11 protein-coding genes are annotated in these 18,767 nt (G+C 73.9%); 4 read left to right on the forward strand and 7 right to left on the reverse strand.

Annotated elements, in window-relative coordinates; translation table 11 throughout:
* Positions 1–107: 107 nt before the first annotated feature.
* From O7632_RS14515 to O7632_RS14545, 7 genes are all read right to left on the reverse strand, one after another.
* Positions 108–2,462, reverse strand: a complete 2,355-nt coding sequence (locus tag O7632_RS14515; protein WP_278114798.1) for a TIGR03986 family CRISPR-associated RAMP protein — start codon at positions 2,460–2,462, stop codon at positions 108–110.
* Positions 2,455–3,045 carry a CRISPR-associated protein Csx19 gene (gene csx19, locus O7632_RS14520; RefSeq protein ID WP_278114800.1) on the reverse strand — a complete coding sequence of 197 codons (591 nt, stop codon included), beginning with the start codon at positions 3,043–3,045 and terminating at the stop codon, positions 2,455–2,457. Before csx19 ends, O7632_RS14515 begins: the two co-directional genes overlap by 8 nt.
* Positions 3,042–4,673, reverse strand: coding sequence for an RAMP superfamily CRISPR-associated protein (locus O7632_RS14525; RefSeq protein WP_278114801.1), 1,632 nt, complete (start codon positions 4,671–4,673; stop codon positions 3,042–3,044). Before O7632_RS14525 ends, csx19 begins: the two co-directional genes overlap by 4 nt.
* The gene (locus O7632_RS14530) at positions 4,670–7,171 is read right to left on the reverse strand and encodes an RAMP superfamily CRISPR-associated protein (protein ID WP_278114803.1); all 2,502 of its coding nucleotides are present in this window, start codon (positions 7,169–7,171) and stop codon (positions 4,670–4,672) included. The genes O7632_RS14525 and O7632_RS14530 overlap by 4 nt, the downstream gene beginning before the upstream one ends.
* Positions 7,171–8,859, reverse strand: a complete 1,689-nt coding sequence (locus O7632_RS14535; protein WP_278114805.1) for a hypothetical protein — start codon at positions 8,857–8,859, stop codon at positions 7,171–7,173. The genes O7632_RS14530 and O7632_RS14535 overlap by 1 nt, the downstream gene beginning before the upstream one ends.
* A 546-nt stretch (positions 8,860–9,405) precedes the next feature.
* Positions 9,406–11,805, reverse strand: coding sequence for a hypothetical protein (locus O7632_RS14540; RefSeq protein ID WP_278114807.1), 2,400 nt, complete (start codon positions 11,803–11,805; stop codon positions 9,406–9,408).
* Positions 11,802–12,161, reverse strand: a complete 360-nt coding sequence (locus O7632_RS14545) for a PadR family transcriptional regulator (protein WP_278114810.1) — start codon at positions 12,159–12,161, stop codon at positions 11,802–11,804. The genes O7632_RS14540 and O7632_RS14545 overlap by 4 nt, the downstream gene beginning before the upstream one ends.
* 103 nt (positions 12,162–12,264) lie before the next feature.
* Here O7632_RS14545 and O7632_RS14550 point away from each other — a divergent pair, with 103 nt between their 5' ends.
* The 4 genes from O7632_RS14550 to O7632_RS14565 all read left to right on the forward strand — a co-directional run bounded on the left by O7632_RS14550 (position 12,265) and on the right by O7632_RS14565 (position 18,722).
* A complete protein-coding gene (locus tag O7632_RS14550; protein ID WP_278114812.1) occupies positions 12,265–15,720 on the forward strand; it encodes a hypothetical protein in 3,456 nt (1,151 codons plus the stop codon).
* 210 nt (positions 15,721–15,930) lie between these two features.
* Complete coding sequence (locus O7632_RS14555) at positions 15,931–16,776, forward strand: hypothetical protein (protein ID WP_278114814.1); 846 nt, start codon at positions 15,931–15,933, stop codon at positions 16,774–16,776.
* 369 nt (positions 16,777–17,145) lie between these two features.
* Complete coding sequence (locus O7632_RS14560) at positions 17,146–17,763, forward strand: C39 family peptidase (RefSeq protein WP_278114816.1); 618 nt, start codon at positions 17,146–17,148, stop codon at positions 17,761–17,763.
* Between the two features lie 506 nt (positions 17,764–18,269).
* Positions 18,270–18,722: an SAV_6107 family HEPN domain-containing protein gene (locus O7632_RS14565; protein WP_278114818.1), complete on the forward strand. Its 453-nt coding sequence runs from the start codon at positions 18,270–18,272 to the stop codon at positions 18,720–18,722.
* Positions 18,723–18,767: the final 45 nt, after the last annotated feature.

Raw genomic sequence — 18,767 nt, forward strand, 5'->3', positions numbered from 1 at the left:
TGGCGGGACCTCCACCGGAGCCCGGCAGCCTGACCGGCGGCAGCCGATCACCGGCCTGACCGGCAGCCGGTCTGCTCACCAGCCGGTCTGAAGTAATGACGGGCCGGTCACCGGCGACGGTTGCCCGGCCCGCCGCGATAGCCGTAACCGCCGGTACGCCGATTGGCCGGCGGCTCCGTCGTCGGGTCGTACGGCAGCGGCAACGAATCCGGATCCGCCGCGCTGCCGAGCGACAGTCGCCGACCCCGGCGGCTGTCCCGCTGGTTGCCGATCTTGTCGTTGGCGACCCACCAGTCGTACGTGGTGCCGCGTGGCGCGGACTGCGCCTCCTGATCCGGGCCGGTAGCAGCGTACCGGGGGTAGTGCACCGGGACGCCGACGAACCCGTACGCCGTGTTGAGGAACCCGTCGCGCACCTCGGGCATCCGCTGCGTCAGCATGCCGTCGTACAACGTGGCCAGCCGACGGGGCGTGTCGGTGTCGTCCGCCGCCGGGGACAGCGACAGCGTGCGGCAACGGTCCAGCAGCCGGTCACCGGTGAACAGCCGGGTGTCCGCCCAGTCGACCTCCACCCGTACCGCGCCGAAGCCCAACGGCTTACCCAGCCCCAGCTTCAGACACGCCCCGTCGGGCAGCGACAGCAGCCACAGCAGCGCCGCCAACTCCACCCGGCTGAGGTTGTCGACCTGCAACGTCAGCCGGAACGTGCTGCCCGGCTTCACCCAGCTCGACACCACCGTGCTCACGTCCGGTTTCGCGCCGGCCGGCGCGGCGTACTCCCGGTAGCGGGGCCGCCCGCCGACCCGAGGCCGCTGCGGCGGGTCCGTCGCCTCCGCCGGCGGCGTCCAGTACGCCTGCGCGCCCTCGGCGTCGTCGAGCACCTCGGCGTGAGTCAGATAGGTCTTACGGCCACGCAGCCGCCGAACGTCCTCCGCGGCCGGGAACCCCTCGGCCGGATGCCGGCGCGGGTTGCCCAGCGGCCCGCCGTTACGGTCGCCCAGATAGAACAAGAACTGGGACGGCTTCGGCGCGTTGAGCGTCACCAGCGTCAACGGGCGCTGCAGCCGATAGACCGAGTCGGCACCGGGGGCGTCGTCGCCCTCAGGCGGCAGCACCCGCAGATGCCCCCGATGGGCCACCCGTGAGTCGTCCTCGCGGCCCTGGCGGACCCAGCCGAACACCCGGTCGGCGGGGGACAGCAGCGTCCGGTCGGTCGCCGGCCGGTGCGACACCGGCAGGCTGGTCACCGGCGCCCCCGGGAACGGCTTGCGGCCGATCATCGCCGGATACAGCCCACGCGGATTGTCGCCCTCGTCGAACTCGACGTACAGGGTGTCCCAGAGGTGCAGGGTCCGCCACCGTTTCACGTCCCACACGTAGCCGCCGTACAGCTCTTCGCGGTGCGCCTCGGTGTCGTGGGCGTGATCGTAGGAGTCGACCACCGCCGCCCAGCCGGCGACCAACGACTCGTCCACCTTGACGAAGCTGTCCTCCAACTCCACGCTGCCGTCGTCGTCGAGCAGGTCGGTGACGAACAACCGTTCGTCGTGCTTGCCCCGGCCGCCGGCCGGAAACGTGCTGCCGGTCCAGTGCACCACGCCACGTACCCGCACCAGCGGCTGACCCGCGATGTGCTGGCTGTCCCGGGAGCGGGTCTGCTCCGCCCGGTCCCGGGCCCGCTCCGCCCAGGCGCGGGCCCGAACCGCCCGATCCCCGTCGACCTGCTCGCGCACCTCGGCGTACGCGGCCACCCGCCAGAACAGGAAGTTGCGGCGGTGGTGGCGGGCCAGATAGATCCAGGCATCGACCTCCAAGCCGCGTCGCTCGCTGCACCGAGGCGGATTCGGACCCTCGTCGTGTCGGGTCCGCCCCTGGCAGCCGCCCGGCCGGTGACAGGCGAGCCGCCGGGGCAGCCACGCCGCCGGATGGACCCGCTCGCCTTCGTGGCTGGTCGGCTGCAACTTTCGGATCACCTGCAGCCGGACCGTACCGTCGCCGACCTCGTCGACCACTGCCGGGCACAGCTGCAACGCCGACGTGTCGGCGGTGGCCCGGATCGCCAACTGCTGGTCGTGGCCGGTGAACACGCCGAACCGCGAGTTGGTGACCGCCTCGAACGCCGACCGCAGCGCCCCCTTGACCGCCGAGCCGGCCAACACCGGCCGGCCGGCGTGGTCGACCCGCACCGGCAGCGGCGCGTCGGGTCCGTCGCCGTCGGCCGCGCGCCGCCCGTGGTCCGGGATCAACATCGGCGTACGGGTGGTGATCCGCACCGCGATCGTCCCGCTCCACCGTGCGGCGTCGTACCGGTCGTGGCCGGCCGGCGGGCCGTCGCGCAGCGGCTCCGGCAGGCCGGCCCGGTCCGGGATCGGCACGAAGCCGTACGGGTTGAGGAAGCTCCGCTCGGCGGGGCGCAACTCCTGGGGGCCGTCGGCGTCGACGGGTGGGCGCTGGTCACTCATCGGTCTTCTCCTCGGCCTTGTCCGCGCTGGGGTGTGGGCGGGCGACCAGCCCGGTGAACCGTTCATCGACCACGGCGACGTTGCCGTGCCGGTCCTCCTCGACGTACTCGACGACCCGCAGCCACACCAGGTGACCGTCGGCGGGAGCCGGGTCGTCGACCGGTACGGGCAGCACACCGATCCGGGCGTCGTGCAGCGCCACCCAGCCCGGCCCGGGAGCCGGGCCGACCACGGTGCCCCACAGCAGCCGCTGGTGTTCGGCCAGCACGCCGTCACCGCATTCACCGCATTCACCGCCGTCACCGCCGGTGACGCTGGTCGCGGTGCCGGACCCGGCCGACACGTGCCGCCAGCGCAACTCCTCGGCAGCGGTGAACGCCCGCAGCTCGAACACCCCGGTCAGGTCGAGCGCGGTCCCGTCCGGGCCGGTCGGCACCCCGTCGGTGTCGAACCGGAACCAGCGCACGTCGGCCGGCCGGTAACAGAACCCGACGCCCGCCGTACCGTCGCTGGCGAACTCCTTCAGGGCCGGTCCGACCGGTCCGTTTCTGCGGTCGGCGACGACCCGTCCGATGGTGCTCATGCCCGCCCTCCCGCCGTCGCCAGCCACGCCGCCGTCAGCGGTGCGGTCACCTCGTCGTCGCTCAACACGTCGGCCAACGACCGACCGTCCAGAGTGGTGCACCAACCGGCCCGGAGGCCGGCCCGGAACGTCACCGCGTGCGGATCCACCCGCACCCCGCCCGCGCCACGGGTGGTGCCGTGGCCGAAGCCGATCCAGCCGTCACACAGGTCCCGCAGCGTCAACAGCAGCAACGCCACCGCCGCCCGCCGGTCGTCGTCGGCTCCGGGTCCGGTCGTCGTCGGATCCTGATCCAGCTGGTCCACCGCGAGGTCGAGCACGATCGGCTGCCACGCGTCGGGGCCGGTGGCATGCGGCTCCACCGTCGCGAACAGCAGCGCCTCGGCCGCGCCGCCGGTCCAACGGTCCACCGCCACGTGATGGGCGATGGTGAACCGAATCCCGTCGACCGTGGCGTTCAGCTCGTCGACCGCGCGCTGCAGCGTGCCCAACGCGACCCGTACCTGATCGGTCGTCCGCTCCGGTTTGCCGTCGTCAGCTGGCTCGGACCCGTCGTGATCGACGGTGTCGTCGAGCCGTCGCTGCAGCAGCCGTACCGCCTCCCACTGGGCGGTCGGCAGAGCAGCCGTGCTGACACAAGTCGCCACCCGCAGGGCACCCCGCCGGCCGGCCGGCAGCTCTCGATCGTCGCCGTCGCGGTCGGCGGCGGTGCCGAACAACGCCGCCACCGGCCCCAGCCCCTCGGCCCGCATCTGGTCGAGGAACTTCGTCGGGGTGGGGGCACCGGTCACCGTCCGGGTGATCCGCTCGGCGTGGCCGCGCAGCACCCCCTTGATCGAGCTGCCGGGCAGCTCCAGACGGGTGTGCTCGCCGTCGCGCCCGGTCAGCGGGAACGCGCTGACCACGTCGCCGTCCGAGCTGACCTGCACCGCCAGCGGGCCGCGCGGACGCCACGGTACGACGATCCGCAGCACCCCGGCCGGCACCTCGTCCGGGTCGGCGGTCGGCAGATCGACCAGCTCCCCGCCGGTACGCAGCGCGGCGAGCATCCCGGCCTGGGTGGCCAGATCCGACTCCCGCAGTACGGCGTCGGTCAGCCGGACCAGACCGAGTCCCCGGGTGACGGCCGCGCCGACGCTGATCCCCGGACCGCGGAGCCGGGCCGCGACCGCGTGGACCAGCTCCTTCGCTGACTCGCCGGCGGTGCCCTGCGGCGCGTCGACCACCATCCGGAAGGTGAACCGGGTGCCGGCGGCCAGCACCTCCCGGCTGAACAGATGCCCCTTGGCGGCCACCCCGTGCACCCGGTCGATCGAGACGTGGTCGCGCAGCTCGACGGTGGGCGTGCCGACGGCGGGGGCGTCGTCGACCCGTACCCAGGAGGCTTCTCCGCCGGTGCCGTCGCGCTCCGGCGCCAGCCCCCACAGCCGATGGTCCGGTACCCCGTCGGCCCGCAGCGCCGACCGGATCACCCCGGCCAGCGCGGTACCCGGCAGCAGCGGCCGGCCCGCGCCGTCGCGGGCCTGGACCAGCTGCGCCGGCCCGGCGTCCAGGCCGCCGATGTGTAGCGGCGCCTGCGCCACCAGGGAGCCGGTCAGCTCCCATCGTCTGGTCACCCGACGGCTCATGCCGGCACCCCCTCGTGCGCGTTCGCGTTCGGACTGTCCTGAGGTCGGAGGCGTCGGCGCCGCTCCACGGCGGCCCGGACCACCTCGGTGAGCAGCCAGCCGGCCGCCGACCGGTGCAGCTCGTCGGCGACCCCGGCCGGCGGGCGGACCCCCAGGTGCGACCAGAGGATTTCGTCGCCGGAGACCAACCGGTCCAGCAGGTCGAGCCGTTTGGTGCCCCAGGATTCGCGGCGCGGCCGGTTGCGGCGGGTCGCCGCGATCCAGCCCCGCACCTGCGCCGGATCGTCACCGGCGGTGAGCCGGTCGCCGAGGGTACGCAGCGCGCCGAGCTGCGCCATCGACACGTCCGGCGGCAGCAGCAGGTCCCGCAGCGTCTCGTCGGCCACCCGTACGGCGGCGGTTCGGTGCAGTTCACGTCGCCAGCCGCGCCGGACCAGCTCGGCGACCAACGGCGGCGTGTCGCCGGTCGTCTCGACCCGCGTGCCGGCCGGCACCGTGGCCGGCCTGCCGGTCACTCCGGCGGTCACCGGGACGCTGGCCCGGTCGAGCAGCAGCGGCTGCAGCGCCAACCGGCCATAACCCTCGGCGGTACGGTCACCGAGCCCGGTCGCCTCGATCCAGCGCAACGCCTCCTCGTCGGGAACGCCGATCATGTCGAACCGGACGACGCTGCCGGCGGCCAGCCCGACCAGCGACGGACGCGGCATCGACCAGCGGCGCTGCCACGACTCGACCCGGCGGGTGGTGAAGAAGCCGACCGGCGGGTGGTCGGGCCGGTCGTCGGGCAACACCAGTTCCACCCGCAGCGCGTCGGCGAGCGCGGCCGCCAGCGCCTGCGGGTCGGTCACCGGCTCACCGGCCGGCCCGCGCAGCAACAGATCCGACAGCAGCCAGACGGCCAGCTGCCGACTGTCGCCCAGTGGGCCCCGGGCGGCCAGCGCGGGCGTGCCCGGGTCGAGTACGTCGACCCGGACCCGCCCGTAGTCGTCCTTGCGGGACCGTCCGATCGCGTGCTCGCCGTCCAACCAGTCGGTGTCCAGGTCGGCGTCGGCCGGCAGCCACAGCTCGCAGCGCAGCACCGTACCGGCGGCGATCGCCTCGTAGACGAACAGGCCACCGGAGTCCTCGGTCGGCCGCTGCGACCCGTCGTCGACGACGGCGTGCGCCTGAGTCACCAGGTCCACCTCGGCGATGCGGATCCCGCTGTCGCCGTCGGCGACGCAGAAGCCGACCATCGGCCGCAGTCGCTGACTGTCGTCGGTACGGGGCTTCAGCAGGTTGACCAGCTGCGGCTGGTCACCTGGGTCGGTGTCCTTCGGGTGGTGCAGCGCGCGCGGCAGCGGTAGCGACCGTTCGCCGCCGATCTCGACGGTCGCGTTGGTGACCACCACCCGGCCGCCGGTGATCAGCTCGGTCGCCCGATCCCCGAGTGCCTTCGCCACCATCGGCAGCAGCGACGTACCCGGCACGAACCGCTCGGTCAGCACCATGTTGCCGAGCACACCCCGGGCCACCAGCAGCGGAGTGAGCGTCGTGATCCGCAGATCGTGCCGGTGCGTCGGCGGGTCGGACATCCGCGCGCCCAGGGTCACGACGGCCGGGTCGGCGGCGGCCGACGGCAGCACCTCGGCCGGCGGCCGGGCGGTGTCGATCCGGTCGAGCAGCGTGTCCAGCCGGGAACCGGCCTGCCGTCCGCCCACGTCACCGGCGTCGTCATCCGCACCGGCGTCGTCATCCGCACCGGCGTCGTCACCGGCGCCCGCGCCCGTGTCTCCGGCATTGTCGCCAGCGATGGTGACCTGGCAGCGGCCGGCACCCCGGCGGCGCTTGCCGCCGATCGCGTCGACCAACCGGGCTGCGGCCTGCACCAGCAGTTCCGCCTCCCACGGCACCGGTTCGCCGACGGCGATCCCCGGGAAGACCAGCTGCCAGTCGGCGGTCACCGTCAACCCGACCGCGGCCCGCTCCTCGACGCGCAACGTGTCGTCGGCGGCGGTGTGCCGGTCGACGTCGATCTGCACCCCGGGGCGCAGCAACACGGCCGCCTCCCGGGCCAGTACCCTGCTGCGGTCGTCGAGCGCGTCGAGCGCCGCCCGTACCGGGCCGGACAAGTGCAGCGGCCGGGCCCGCAGGGCCGCCGGCACCGGCGTGGTACGCGGCTGCGGGTGCGACGCCGTACCAGGGTCGAGTCGCTGGCGTGACGACGCGCCGGGCTGGCTGCCGAACACCGCCTCCACCCAGGCGTACCAGATGCCGTCGGTGCCCTCGTCCAAGCCGGCGGCGACGGTCTCCGCCGCGTCGCGCAGCACCGCCGCGAGGGCCTTGCCGCGCAGCATCGGCAGCCCGTCGGCGTCGCGCTGCACCTCGCGGTCCACCGCGCCGTGCCGGGACGTGCCGGTGCCGCACGCCCAGTCGCTGAGAAACGTGACATCCACAGTGAACGGCTGACCGTTGCGCAGCGCGTCGCTGGTGTCGTGGACCGATTCCGGGCCGCCCATCAGGCCGCCACCTCCTGCCGCGTCCGGGGGTCGCCGTCGGACCGGTGGCTGTCGGACCGGTGGCCGTCGCCGGGCCGGCCGGATCCCCGGCCGGCGTGCGGCGCGGTGCCGGCCGCCATGTCGATCAGGTCGACCGCGCCGAGGATCCGGCTGAACGACACCGGGCGATCCGTCGCCGGCTCCGCGACCAGCAGATGTTCGTCCAGGAAGGTTCGCGCGGCACCCGGGTCGGCGGCCCAGACGGCGACCTGGTCGCTGGCCCGGACCGCTTCGGGACGGCCGGCGAGCAGCGCCTGCCGGAGCCGGTGCAAGGCACTACGGGCCAGTACGGGCGGATCGTCCTCGCGGGGCTTCGCGCTCAGCGCCGCGACCGCTTTCCGCAGCGGCGTCACGTGGTGCGCCGCCGCCCAGCTTCCGGGCTCCGGCGTACCGATCACCACCGGACCGGGCCACAGCCGCAGCTCGCCGGACTCGCCGCCGCCACTGCCACTGCCACTGTCGCCATCTCGTACGGTCAACGGTGCCCGGATCCGTCCCAGGCTCTGCCCGACCGAGTCGTGCAGTACGTGGAAGTCCAGTGCGCCGCAGTTCTCGTCGACCCGCTTGATCTGCTTGGCCGACGTGCACAACTGCTCGGCCAGCCCGTACGCCTCGCTGAACGGGTAGTGCGGCTTGACGTAGGCGATCCCGGCGCACGCGGTCAGCCCCGGCAGCCCGACGTCGGACAGCACCCGCGAGACGACCGGATGGCCGGCGGCGGTCGCCGCGAACCGTTCGACGAAGGTCGCGGTCACCTCGAACGCCGGCCGGGCGTCCATCACCACGGTCACGTCGTCGCCGCCGACGACCAGCGGCAGCAGCCAACCGGTCCGGTCGGTGACCTGCTCGACGGCGTACCGCAGGGCGGTGACCGTCACCTCGTCGAGCGCCCGGCTGAAGGCTCCGAGCCAGTCCAGGAACTCCTGCCCGCTGTACGCCTCGGCGATGCTGCGGAACACGCCGCCGATGCCGTTGCCGTCGGCGTGCATCACCGCCACCCAGCCGGCGTTGCTGACCCCGTCGTTCAGCTGGTCGGCCTGGACCACCGCCGAGTCGACCAGCCGGTCGGCCATCCGGTTCCGGCCGTCGTCGCGTCGCCGCCAGGCCGCGTCGACCTTCGCCGCCCTCGGATACCAGGTGCCGCCCTCGCGGCCGAATGCGGTCGACGGCTGCCCCGAGTAGTGGCACGGCCGGGTGAACGGCAACGTCGGGTGCCGCAGCGACGCCGACGGGCGGCGGCTACGCCACGCCGCCTGCCGCTGGTACGCCCGGGTCAGCGCCGGACCCAGATCGGCGTCGCCGGCGACCGGCTCCGGGTCGACGGTGCCCCAGACATCCAGGCCAGGGGCCTCGTCGAGCGCCCGGCGGGTCACCGCCCGGACGACCGCCCGGCCGGTGTCGGCGTCGTCGGCCAGCAGCAGCGCCTTGCCGGAGGCAGCCACCACGATCTCGACGAGGGGCTCCGTACGCCCGTTGTTGATCGTGTCGACGGCTGTTCGCACCCATTCGGTGCCCGCTCGGAAGATCAGTTCGCTGGCTCCGACGTTCACCGCCTGCTTGTTGCTGGCGAACACGTACGCCTGATTGGCGCCGGTCTCTATCACCACCCAGTGCCGGCCCGTGCCGCTCGCTGGAGACTGGCTATTCATCCGTACCCCTCGGTCGCTCCACTGTCGTAAAGACATGGACGGACAGACGGACCGCACCCGGTCCGCCGCTGCGTCGAGGACAGCCGGCAAACATATCCGACGTGGTGGCCGGCCCGCACCGCCGGCAGCCACTTTTTCTGACGACGATTCAAAGATCAGGCGACCGTCCAAGGCGACGTCGTTCCAACCGGACGCGGCTGCCGCCGTTTCACCCCGATCATCCGGTCTGGACAGCTGAGTCGGGGCCGACCTGATGTAGCGGTCTCACCAGAAGCTGCGCGGACAGCCCGACGGGGCGGCGTTGACGCTGCTGCCGGAACCGGAACGGATCCCGGTCGATCGCGGTGCGGTGCTCGACCACGGGCGGTCAAGCCGGCGTCGGACGTGCACCCGGTCGATCTGTCCGCGCCGATTGCCGAGATCCGGTAGCGGATCCACGCCCTTGGTGCGGCCGTCGCCGAGCCGGCCGGCAGCTGAGCCAGTCCGTGATCCACTTCGGCTGATCGACGCGACACACCGAGACGCCATTCGACAGTGCGAAGTGGATCATGACACTGGCGACTCGGCGACAGCCGACGGCGGCACCGGCACCACCGACCGGCCCGGATACGTTCCCCACGGTTCGACCAGGTACGGGGTGAGAAAAGCCAGCAGCAGACCGAGCGCGACCCCACCGGGCAGATAGCCGATCGGGTCGTAGCTCTGCTGGTATTCCAGCCACGGCAACAGCTGACCGAACCCGAACGCGAGGATCATGCCGCAGACCAGGGCCACGTATCCACCGGCCAGCAGCACCACGCCGAGCCCGATGCCGCTCCCGACGCGGCGGACGACCCCGAGGCGGTAGCGTCCGGCGCCGGCTGGCCGAGACACGCGGCCCGCCTCCGTGGTGCGGCCCACGCCGGGCGTGCGACGTGTTCGTGGGGCGCGGATCGTCGCGATGGTCAGGGCGGCGGCCGGCACGGCCAGCGCCGGCGCGACGGCCGCCAGGGGATAGGTGACCGGCGACGACATGACAGCACCGCTGAGCACCGCCGTCCCGAACACGGCCGCGCCGGCGCCGACCGCGAGTGACCAGGCCGCCGCTGTGGTCTCGGGCAGCGTCCTGATCGACGTCCGCGCCGAGGACGCGGTCACCGCGGCGCCGGCGACGACCGCCAGTACGGTCGACAGGCCGACGGTCACGGCGAGCGCGACCGGCGGGACCGGCGGTCCGTCACTGAGGAAGACGCCGTAGACGTACAGGCCCGGCACCAGGAACGCGGCCAGCACGGCAAGCCGCGCGACCAGCAGCCGGTCGCGCTCCGGAGACCGTCGACGGGTGGGGGCGAGGCGATCGGTCGCCCACCACGCCGCGATCGTCAGTAGCAGCGCCCCGGCGGCCAGCCAGGGCAGCGCGGACTGGGTGTGCCACCCGGACTGGATCACTCCGACGGTGGCGGTGTACAGCACGACCGGGCTGGCCAGTGCGGGCAGCAGCGACGCGCGACGGTACGCGGCGGCGGCCGCCAGGCACACCGCGACGCAGCAGATGGCGTACATCTGCAGGTCCTGCATCCAGACCCGGCCGGTCGAGGTGTCCCATTCGGCCCAGCCGGCCGGCACCGCGTCGGTGTGTGGCCAGGGTGTCTGCAGCCCGATGTTCGGGGTCAGGTAGGCGAGTGTCACCGCCCAGCCGATCGCCGCACCCGCCGCCCCGCCCCAGGCGAGGATCTCCCGCCAGGACCGGCGCGGCGGGACGGACCCCGGCTGACCGGCTGGGACGGACTCCGGCTGGCCGGCCGGTACGGCCGCCTGCCTCGCCGCGCCGGCCCCCCGATCCACCAGAATGGTCGGCTGGCCGGCGACGACCTCCGGCCAGATCGGGTCGGGCCGGCTCGCCGGAATCCGGCCGGCCGCCCAGCGTGCCACGGCGAAACAGAACGCGTTCGTGGCGAGGGTGGCGACCGTGACGACCGGAGTGGGCAGCGTCGCCCACCAGCCGTACGGGGTGAACAAGTAGGCGACGAGCAGTCCGCCACCGATCACCGCCGTGGTGGCCACCAGCAGGCGTGGGGCCGTGGCCGGCCGAGGTCGTGGCGGCGCTGGCGGTCGTGGCCGGACCGCCCGCACCGTGTACGCCAGGGACAGCGCTACCGCGCCGAGCAGGATCCCCGGCGGGATCGGCAGCGGTGTCCGTGCCCCATCCAGCCCGGCGACAAGCGAGGCCGTGATGACGCTCGCGGCCAGTGTGACGGCGGCGGTGGCCGGTACGGCGGCGGCGAGCGCCCACCGGGGGGCGCGGCGGGCGATGGTCGCCACCACGATGGTCAGCGGGATCAGCGTGCCGGCGACGACGGCCGGGCCCACGACGGCACCCGCCGGGCCGGTGACAGCGACGGTGAACGCCGAATCGGTGACGCTGCCCGCCAGGTGGCGTACGGCCGATTCGGCGACGACCAGCCCGGCCAGCACCGGGATCGTCGCGGCGAGGCACCACGACCGGCTGGCCGGTGCTCCCCGCCGGTGGCGCAGCCGGTCGGCGAGCAGCACACCGCAGCCGATCCCGGCGACGACGTGCCCGGTGCGGTTCAGCAGGGTCAGGACGGCCGGCAGATCGTCGCCGGTGCTGCTGGCCATCCACAGTGGTCCGTTGGCGAGGATGGCCAGGACGGCTGCCGCCAGTGGGGCGAGGAACAGGGCGACGACGTGCAATGCGGTCCGCTCGACCCGGTCGACCGGGATCGCGCCGACGGGGCCGATCCCGGATCTCCTGGCGCAGACGAGGCTGGCCGCGAACCGGATCTGCCGCCAGGTCCGTACCGGCGCGGGAACTCCCGGCTCGTGGCCGAGCGCGTGTGACTCGGCGAGCCATTCGCGGATCAGTTCGTCGCGGTCGGCGGCCGGCCAGCGGCGGGCCGCGACGACGAACGCCCGGTGGACCAGCCGGCTCGGCATGCTGGTCACGTGGCTTCGGGAGCGATGGTGCCGGGCCGGCCGGTGACCGGGTCGGCATGCCCGGGGGCGTGCGGGCGCAGTGTGGCGTAGAGCGCGGCCAGTTCGGTGCGGGCGGCGACCAGCCCGTCCGGGGTGAGCTGGTAGTAGCGCCGGGCCGGGCGGCCTTCGGCCACCGGGTCGATCTGCTCCCACTGCGCGTGCACCCAGCCGGCGGCCAACAGCCGGTTGAGGATCGGGTAGAGGGTGCCGCTGGGCTGTCCGGTGGCCCGCATCAGCTCCAGGCCGTAGCGGCCGGTGCCGGGGTCGTCGAGCAGTGCCGCGAGCACCCGGGCCACCCCGGTGGTGATCTGGACCGGTCGCGTCATACCCGGCAGCATACTCGGACATCTACATAGGGTCCAGATTCCCGCCGCCGGCCGATGTGTCGCTGGCGGATATCCGGTTGCCGGCGGCTGAGACGATCATCCGGTGCCGCACCCCACCACCGAACTGCTCGCCGCCCTCGAACCGCTGGCCCACCGCGCCCGGATGTCCGCCCTGGCCGGGCACGCCCGCCGGCTGGCCGCCGCCGGGCAGCTGCCCGCCGTACTGACCGACTTGGCGCGCGGCGACGCCTACCAGCGGTTCCTCGGCCTCACCATGGCGGTGATCGTCGGCGACCAGGCGACGGTGCGGGCCGGCTTCACCGACCCGGACCGCCGGCTGCGGGCGATCGCGGTCGCCGCGTACCTGCGCTCCAGCTGGGCGGATCCCGACGAGGTGGCGGCGCTGCTGCACGACGCCCCGTCCGACCTGCGGCGTATGGCGTACCGGACGCTGCGCGCCGCTCGCCGGGCCACCCGCCGCGCGGAGCTGGCCGACCTCGCCGACGCGCTCATCGAGGCGGTCCGCGCCCGGTTCGGCGACACCGAAGCAGCGGTCCTGCTGCCCGCCTGTGGCCCGGACACCGTCGCCCGGCTGCTACCAGACCTGTCGTACGCCATCGCCGGCGGCACCAAGCTCGCCCGCCGGCACCCCACCGTGCTACTCGACTTCGCGCAGACGCAGCTCGCCGCCCGGTCCGGTGCCGTCCGCGACGACTGGTGGCGCGACTGGGGCGACGCCGTACTGCACACCGCGCAGCGGCATCCGTCGCGGGTGTTCGACCTGCTGGAGCGGTACGCCCCGACGACCCGCCTGCCCGGCACGACGACCGCGTACGGCGTACTGGCCGCTGTCGATCCGGTCCGGACCCTGCGGCTGCTCACCGCCCCGGCGAGGGCCGGCTGGCTGCGCGGCCAGCGGCTGCCGGCCGCGGTGCTGGACCGGCTGCGCGACGTCGCCCTGGCTGACCTGACACCGCTCGGCGTACGGCTGCGCGGCATCGACCACGCCTTCGCCCGGCTGCTGGACGCACTGGCACCGGCCCGCCGGGGCGAGCTGTATGACGCGGTGACAGCCGACGTGGACACCGCCGACGTGCTGCTGTCGGTCGAGTTGCTGACCGTACTGCCGCGCCGCTGGCAGCACCGGGAAGCCCGCCGGATACTCCGCCTGGACCGGGTCCGGGCCAGCGAGGATCTGACCCTGACGTACACCGCGTTCCTGCCCTGGGCCGAGGCGGACTCGGCGCTGGTCGCGGCCGCCCGGCGCGCCGACGCCACCGCCCGGGGCACCGGCTACGCGCTGCTGCTGGCCGCCGCCGGGCGCAGCGCCGACCCGGCGGCCGTCGTCGCCGCCGTCGAGCAACTGCGCCGGCTGCGCAACGACCAGGACCCGGTACGGGCCCGCGCGTTCACCGCGTTGTCGCAGGTGGTCGGCCTGCTGACCCCGGCGACGGTGCCGGCGCTGACCGACGTCGTCACCCAGGCGGTGGCCGCCCGGGACACCTCGTCGGCCAGTCTGACCGCGATCGGCGGGCTGGCCGGGCAGGTGCTGCGCCGGCACGTGGCCGACCCGGCGCTGGTCGGCTGGGCGATGCGGACCTTCGACACCCTGTACGACGGCCGGCAGTTGCCGTTCCTCGGCCGGCTCGACCACGTGCTGCGCCGAGGTCAGGAGCACGACCTGTTCGACCGGATCGCACCGTGGATCGAGGGCGCGGCGGCCCGGGACCGGTACGAGCCGCTGTTCGCCGTCGCCTGGTCGCTGGGCCGGCGGGCCTGGCGGCTGCCGCACCTGCAGCGGCTGCTGCGCAAGGCGATCCGCCCCGGCGTGGTGTCGTCGGTGTTCCGCCGTGCGGTGACCCTGTGGCTGGCCGACCCGGCGACCCGGGCCGACCGGGTCGGCGAGGTCCTTGCCGTCGACGCGTCCACCGTGGAGATTCACGAGGTGTGGCAGGCGATCTGCACCCGCCGTACCGACCTGCTCGACGAGGTGTTCACCACCCCGGCGGACCAGCGGGCCGGCAAGTTCCTCTCCGCCGGTGCCCGCTGGGTGCCCGGCCCGGCGCACCGGGTCGCCCGGTGGCTGCCCCGCCACCAGCAGGCGTACGCCGACCTGCTGGCGTCGATCGCCGCCGACCGGAGCATGGCCACACATCATCGGGTACGGGCGATCAGCTCCGCCGCCCCGGTGTCCGGTGCCGGCCGGGCGGTCGTCACCCGGTATCTCGACGCGGCGGACGTCACCCTCGCCGAGGCGGCGCTGGCCGCGCTGGCCTGGACCGACCGGCCGGACGAGGCGCTGCCGGTGCTGCTGCGGCACGTCGACGACGACCGGGCCCGGGTCGCCGTCTACGCGGCCGGCCGTACCGCCCGGCTCGTCGCACCGTCGACGCTGGTCGCCACGCTGACCGACGTCGCCCTCGGCGCGGGCAAGGTGACCAGCCGCAAGCAGGCCTTGCGGCTGCTCGCCAGGTACGGCCCACCGGAGGCGTTGGACATCGTCACCGAGGCGTACCAGCGGGTGGACCAGCATCCCGACGTACGGGCCGCCGCCGTCGCCGCCGCCCGGCAGCGACCCGACGTGCCGGCCAGCTGGGCGATCCTGGCCGGTGCGGCCGCCGGCGGCGGCCGGCCCGATGCGGCGGCCGGCCGCACTGATTCGGAGGTGCCGTCGCGGGCCGAGGTGTCGGCGCTGCTGGACGCACCACCGTCGACCATCGCCGAGCCGGACCGCCCCCGGTACGCCACCCTGGTCGTGGCCGCCACCGGCAACCCGGACCCGGAAGCGGCCCGGCTGGCCTGGGCGGCGCTGCCGGCCTGGGCCCGCTGGGCACCCGACCTGACCGGGCTGACCGTCGCCGCCCTGACCGACCTGGACGACCCCTACCGGTGGGCGTCGGCGATGCGGGTCGTGACCCGGCTGCTCGACGAACCGGCACCGGCACCTGCTGCTGTGGCAGCGGCGACCACTGAGTCGCCGCTGGTGGTCGCGGTGGAGGCGCTGGCCCGGCTGGACCGGACCGACGACCGGCCGGGCGACCCGGCGTGGGACCGGCCGGCCCGCCGCCGTCTCGACCGGGTCGTCGACGCGGCGGTGGGCTGGTGCCGCGACACCGACCCGGACACCGGCCGGACAGCGGTGCGGGCTGCAGCGCGTACCCTCGTCGGTTTTGCCGACCTGACCCCGCAGGGGGCCCGGCTGCTCGCCCACCTGGTGCCGCTGGCCGCACCGACCGCGACCCCGATCGTCGCGGAACTGACCGCGCTCGCCGACCTGGTCGCCGACCGGCCGGTGCTCGCCGGCCGGCTCGCCAAGACGCTGACCGACGAGGTCCGCCGCGCCGACGGCAGATGGGAGCCGGCGGTGCTGACGGCCGTCGCCGGGGCGCTCGCCGAGCGGGACGACCTGGCGGCCGGGCTGTTCGCGGTGGCGCTGGTCCGGGCCGGTGTCCGGTACGGCTGGTCGCCGTCGTGGCGGTCGCCGCTGCACCGGCTGCGCCGCCATCCGGTGCCCGACGTCCGGTCGGCCGCCCTCGACATCACGATGGCCGCTGGCTGAGCTCGACTGGCCGGCCGGCTGCCGGCTGAGCTTGACCAGACGGCCGCCGGCTGCGCCCGACCGGGCGTTGACCTTGCCCGACCACCTCATCATGATCAGCGAACCGGCAGGTCGGTGCCGGTGTGGTCGGAGAGGCGGTAGGCGCGGGTGCAGCGAACGGGACGATCGCGGCCGTACGGACGTATGAGGTCGGGCCGGTGGGTCCGGGCGGTGGCCGGGCTCGTCGCGTCCGTCGTCACCCTGGCCGGTGTCACCGGCTGCGGCGACGACGAACGGATGGCCGCCTTCGAGGAGGCGGTGATGCCGATCGTCGTCGAGATCGCCAAGGAGTCGGTGGCGGCCCTGCCGGCGCCGTACCGGATCGTCGCCGAGGTCGGTATCTACGCCACCGAGGAGGCGGCCCGCGAGCAGGCGGCCGACCGGGACGCCACCTATCTGCTGATCAACCAGACGATCGACGGCGCGCGGCGGGTGAGCGTCTTCCGCATCGACACCACCCGCAAGCTGCGGATCGACATGGACGGGCGGTTCGTCACCGAGATCGAACAGAACCGGATCACCATCACCGCCGACCCCACCGTCGACTCCACGCTCGTGATCACCGACGCGCTGGACAGCGAACCGGTGTACGCCGGTGGCCGGCTCGTCTTCACCGGCGACGATCTGCACTACGACCTCGACACCGGGCGGTTCGGCGACCCGGAGCAGGATCCGCAGTTCGCCGCAGCGGTGGATCTGGTGGAGCCCCGGTTCGCCGGCACCTGGAGTTCGCTGACCGGCGGCCAGGCCGCGCTGCGTAACGGCGCACAGGCCGCAGACTGGGACGACGGTACGCCCACCCTCGGCGGCTGCTCGTCGCTGCCCGGCTCGGCCTGGAACGACGAAGAGGTCGTCCAGGGCATGTTCAGCGGCAACCGGTGGCGCCGGCTGTTTCCGGTCTACTGCATCCGGACCAGCGACGGGCGGTACGGCACGCTCACCCAACGCACGTCGGTCGACGGTGAGCAGGGCCCGCTGCAGCTGGAGTACGTGCTGTGGAAGAAGGCGGGCGACTGACCGGGGTCGGTGGCGTCCGGTTTGCGCGGTCAAGGTCCGTCTGTGCGGTTCGTCGCGGCGCGGCCGGCGGGTGGCCCAGACGCCGGGCGCGGGGGAACATCGGCCGGTCGGGTGGCGTTGGATCCTGGCGTTGGACCGAGTAGGCGAACGCCCCGGTGCCAACCGTGGCGCGGAATGCCGGGCACCGCCGGATGGTTGTATCCGGTGCGCCGGTGAGACCGCCCCCCGCCTGGACCGGCGGGTGCGCGCGGGTCGTAGGCGCCACTCTCTCGACTTCCTGGTACGTGTTCTGTTCTGTCCCGTTCGTGGCCGGGTGCCGCCCGTGTGGGGTTGGTGTCTGGTTCATTCCCCTCGGAACGGAGATTCGCTATGAACACGATCTTCCGTAAGTCTGTGCTGTCTGTTGCTGGTGTGTTGACCGCTGGTGGTGTGGTGGCCGCTCCCGCCGTGGCGCAGGCGGCGTCGCCGGGTTCCGGTGATGGTGGTGCGCGTGAGGTGCGGGTGCAGTACGAGGCGCAGCCGAACTTCTACTACTGCGGGCCGGCGGCGACGCGGATCGCGTTGACCGCGCAGGGCCATGCTCCGTCGCAGGACGAGGTGGCGGGCAAGCTGGGGACGACCGAGGCCGGGACCGACTCGGCGGAGGAGACGACCCGGGTGCTCAACGAGATGACCGGTGACGACGAGTACGAGACGACCGCGATCGGCGCGGAGGCCGCGAAGCCGGAGCACGTGGAGAAGCTGAAGGCCGATGTGCGTGCGGCGGTGGACGACGACCGGGCCGTGGTGGCGAACATCATGGGTACGGCGACGGACGTCGACGGGGTGGCGCACTCGTACGAGGGTGGGCATTACCTGACGGTGACGGGTTACCGCGATGGTGGTGACTCGGTGAAGATCGCTGACCCGTTCTACGAGGGTCAGGAGTACTGGATGGACCTCGACGCGCTGGCCGACTGGGTCGCCGCGCGCGGCTACTCCGCCTGACGCTACCGGACGTCTGACAACGACTGTCGGCCGGGTTCCCCGTACGGGGAACCCGGCCGACGCGTTTGCGGATCCCGGCGGGATCCCGGTGCGGCTCGCGGTGCCGGTGACGTTGCGTTTTTGTCGGCGGCAGGGTGTACTGTGAGAAGTGGTTAGAACGGGTGTTCGATAAGGGTGCTGACGCTGGTTGGGTCCGCCGGTCAGCGACAGACCCGCCTTCGGACAGCCCGTCCTGGCCAGCCGGGAGGAGCGATTCGCGGCGCGAGTCCCGGCAGTGCGGCGCCGCGAGCCGCACACCCAGGGCACTGGACTTTCGCGGGTCCAGCGCCACAAGGCAGGACCGTTGCCCGCCGCCCCCGACCCCCGGGCGGCGGGCAACGGACCCCGCCAGCATCGCCGGTGCGGATGCGGTGTGGGGAAGCATCCGTATCCGCACCGGCGACGCCCCGCCCGACGTCTTCCTCCGTGGGCGGCACCCGACAGGTGACACGCGCGGAGGAGAACCCATGCCGACCAGCCCGAGCCCGCAGGCGCCCCTGGTGCCGGCGCACCTGCTGCCCAACCGGACTCCGGCCCAGCTGCTCGCTCTCGCCCGGCACGGGCTGACCGAAGCGGCCGACACCCGCCCCGACGGGCTGCGCTACGCGGCAGCCCACCTGGCCGCCCTGCGGGCCGCCGCCGCGATGCTCGCCGCCCGCGCCCGGCCGGCACCGACCCGCCGCCACCGGGTCACCAGCGTCTGGGCCCTGCTGATGATGGTCGCCCCCGAGCTGGGGGAGTGGGCCACCTTTTTCGCCACCGGTGCCAGCAAACGGGCCGCCGCCGAGGCCGGCATCCCCCGGGTGGTGACCGCCCGCGAGGCCGACGACCTGCTGCGCGCCGCCGAGCAGTTCGTCTCCCTGGTCGAAGACACCCTCGGGGTGGCCCATCAACCCGCCCTCGACGGGTTGGCCGCCTGACCAACTGACGCGATCCGCGATCCGCGACGATCCGCCATCGGCGAC

Origin of the sequence: Solwaraspora sp. WMMD406 (assembly GCF_029626025.1) — a bacterium.
Taxonomy (GTDB): Bacteria; Actinomycetota; Actinomycetes; order Mycobacteriales; family Micromonosporaceae; genus Micromonospora_E.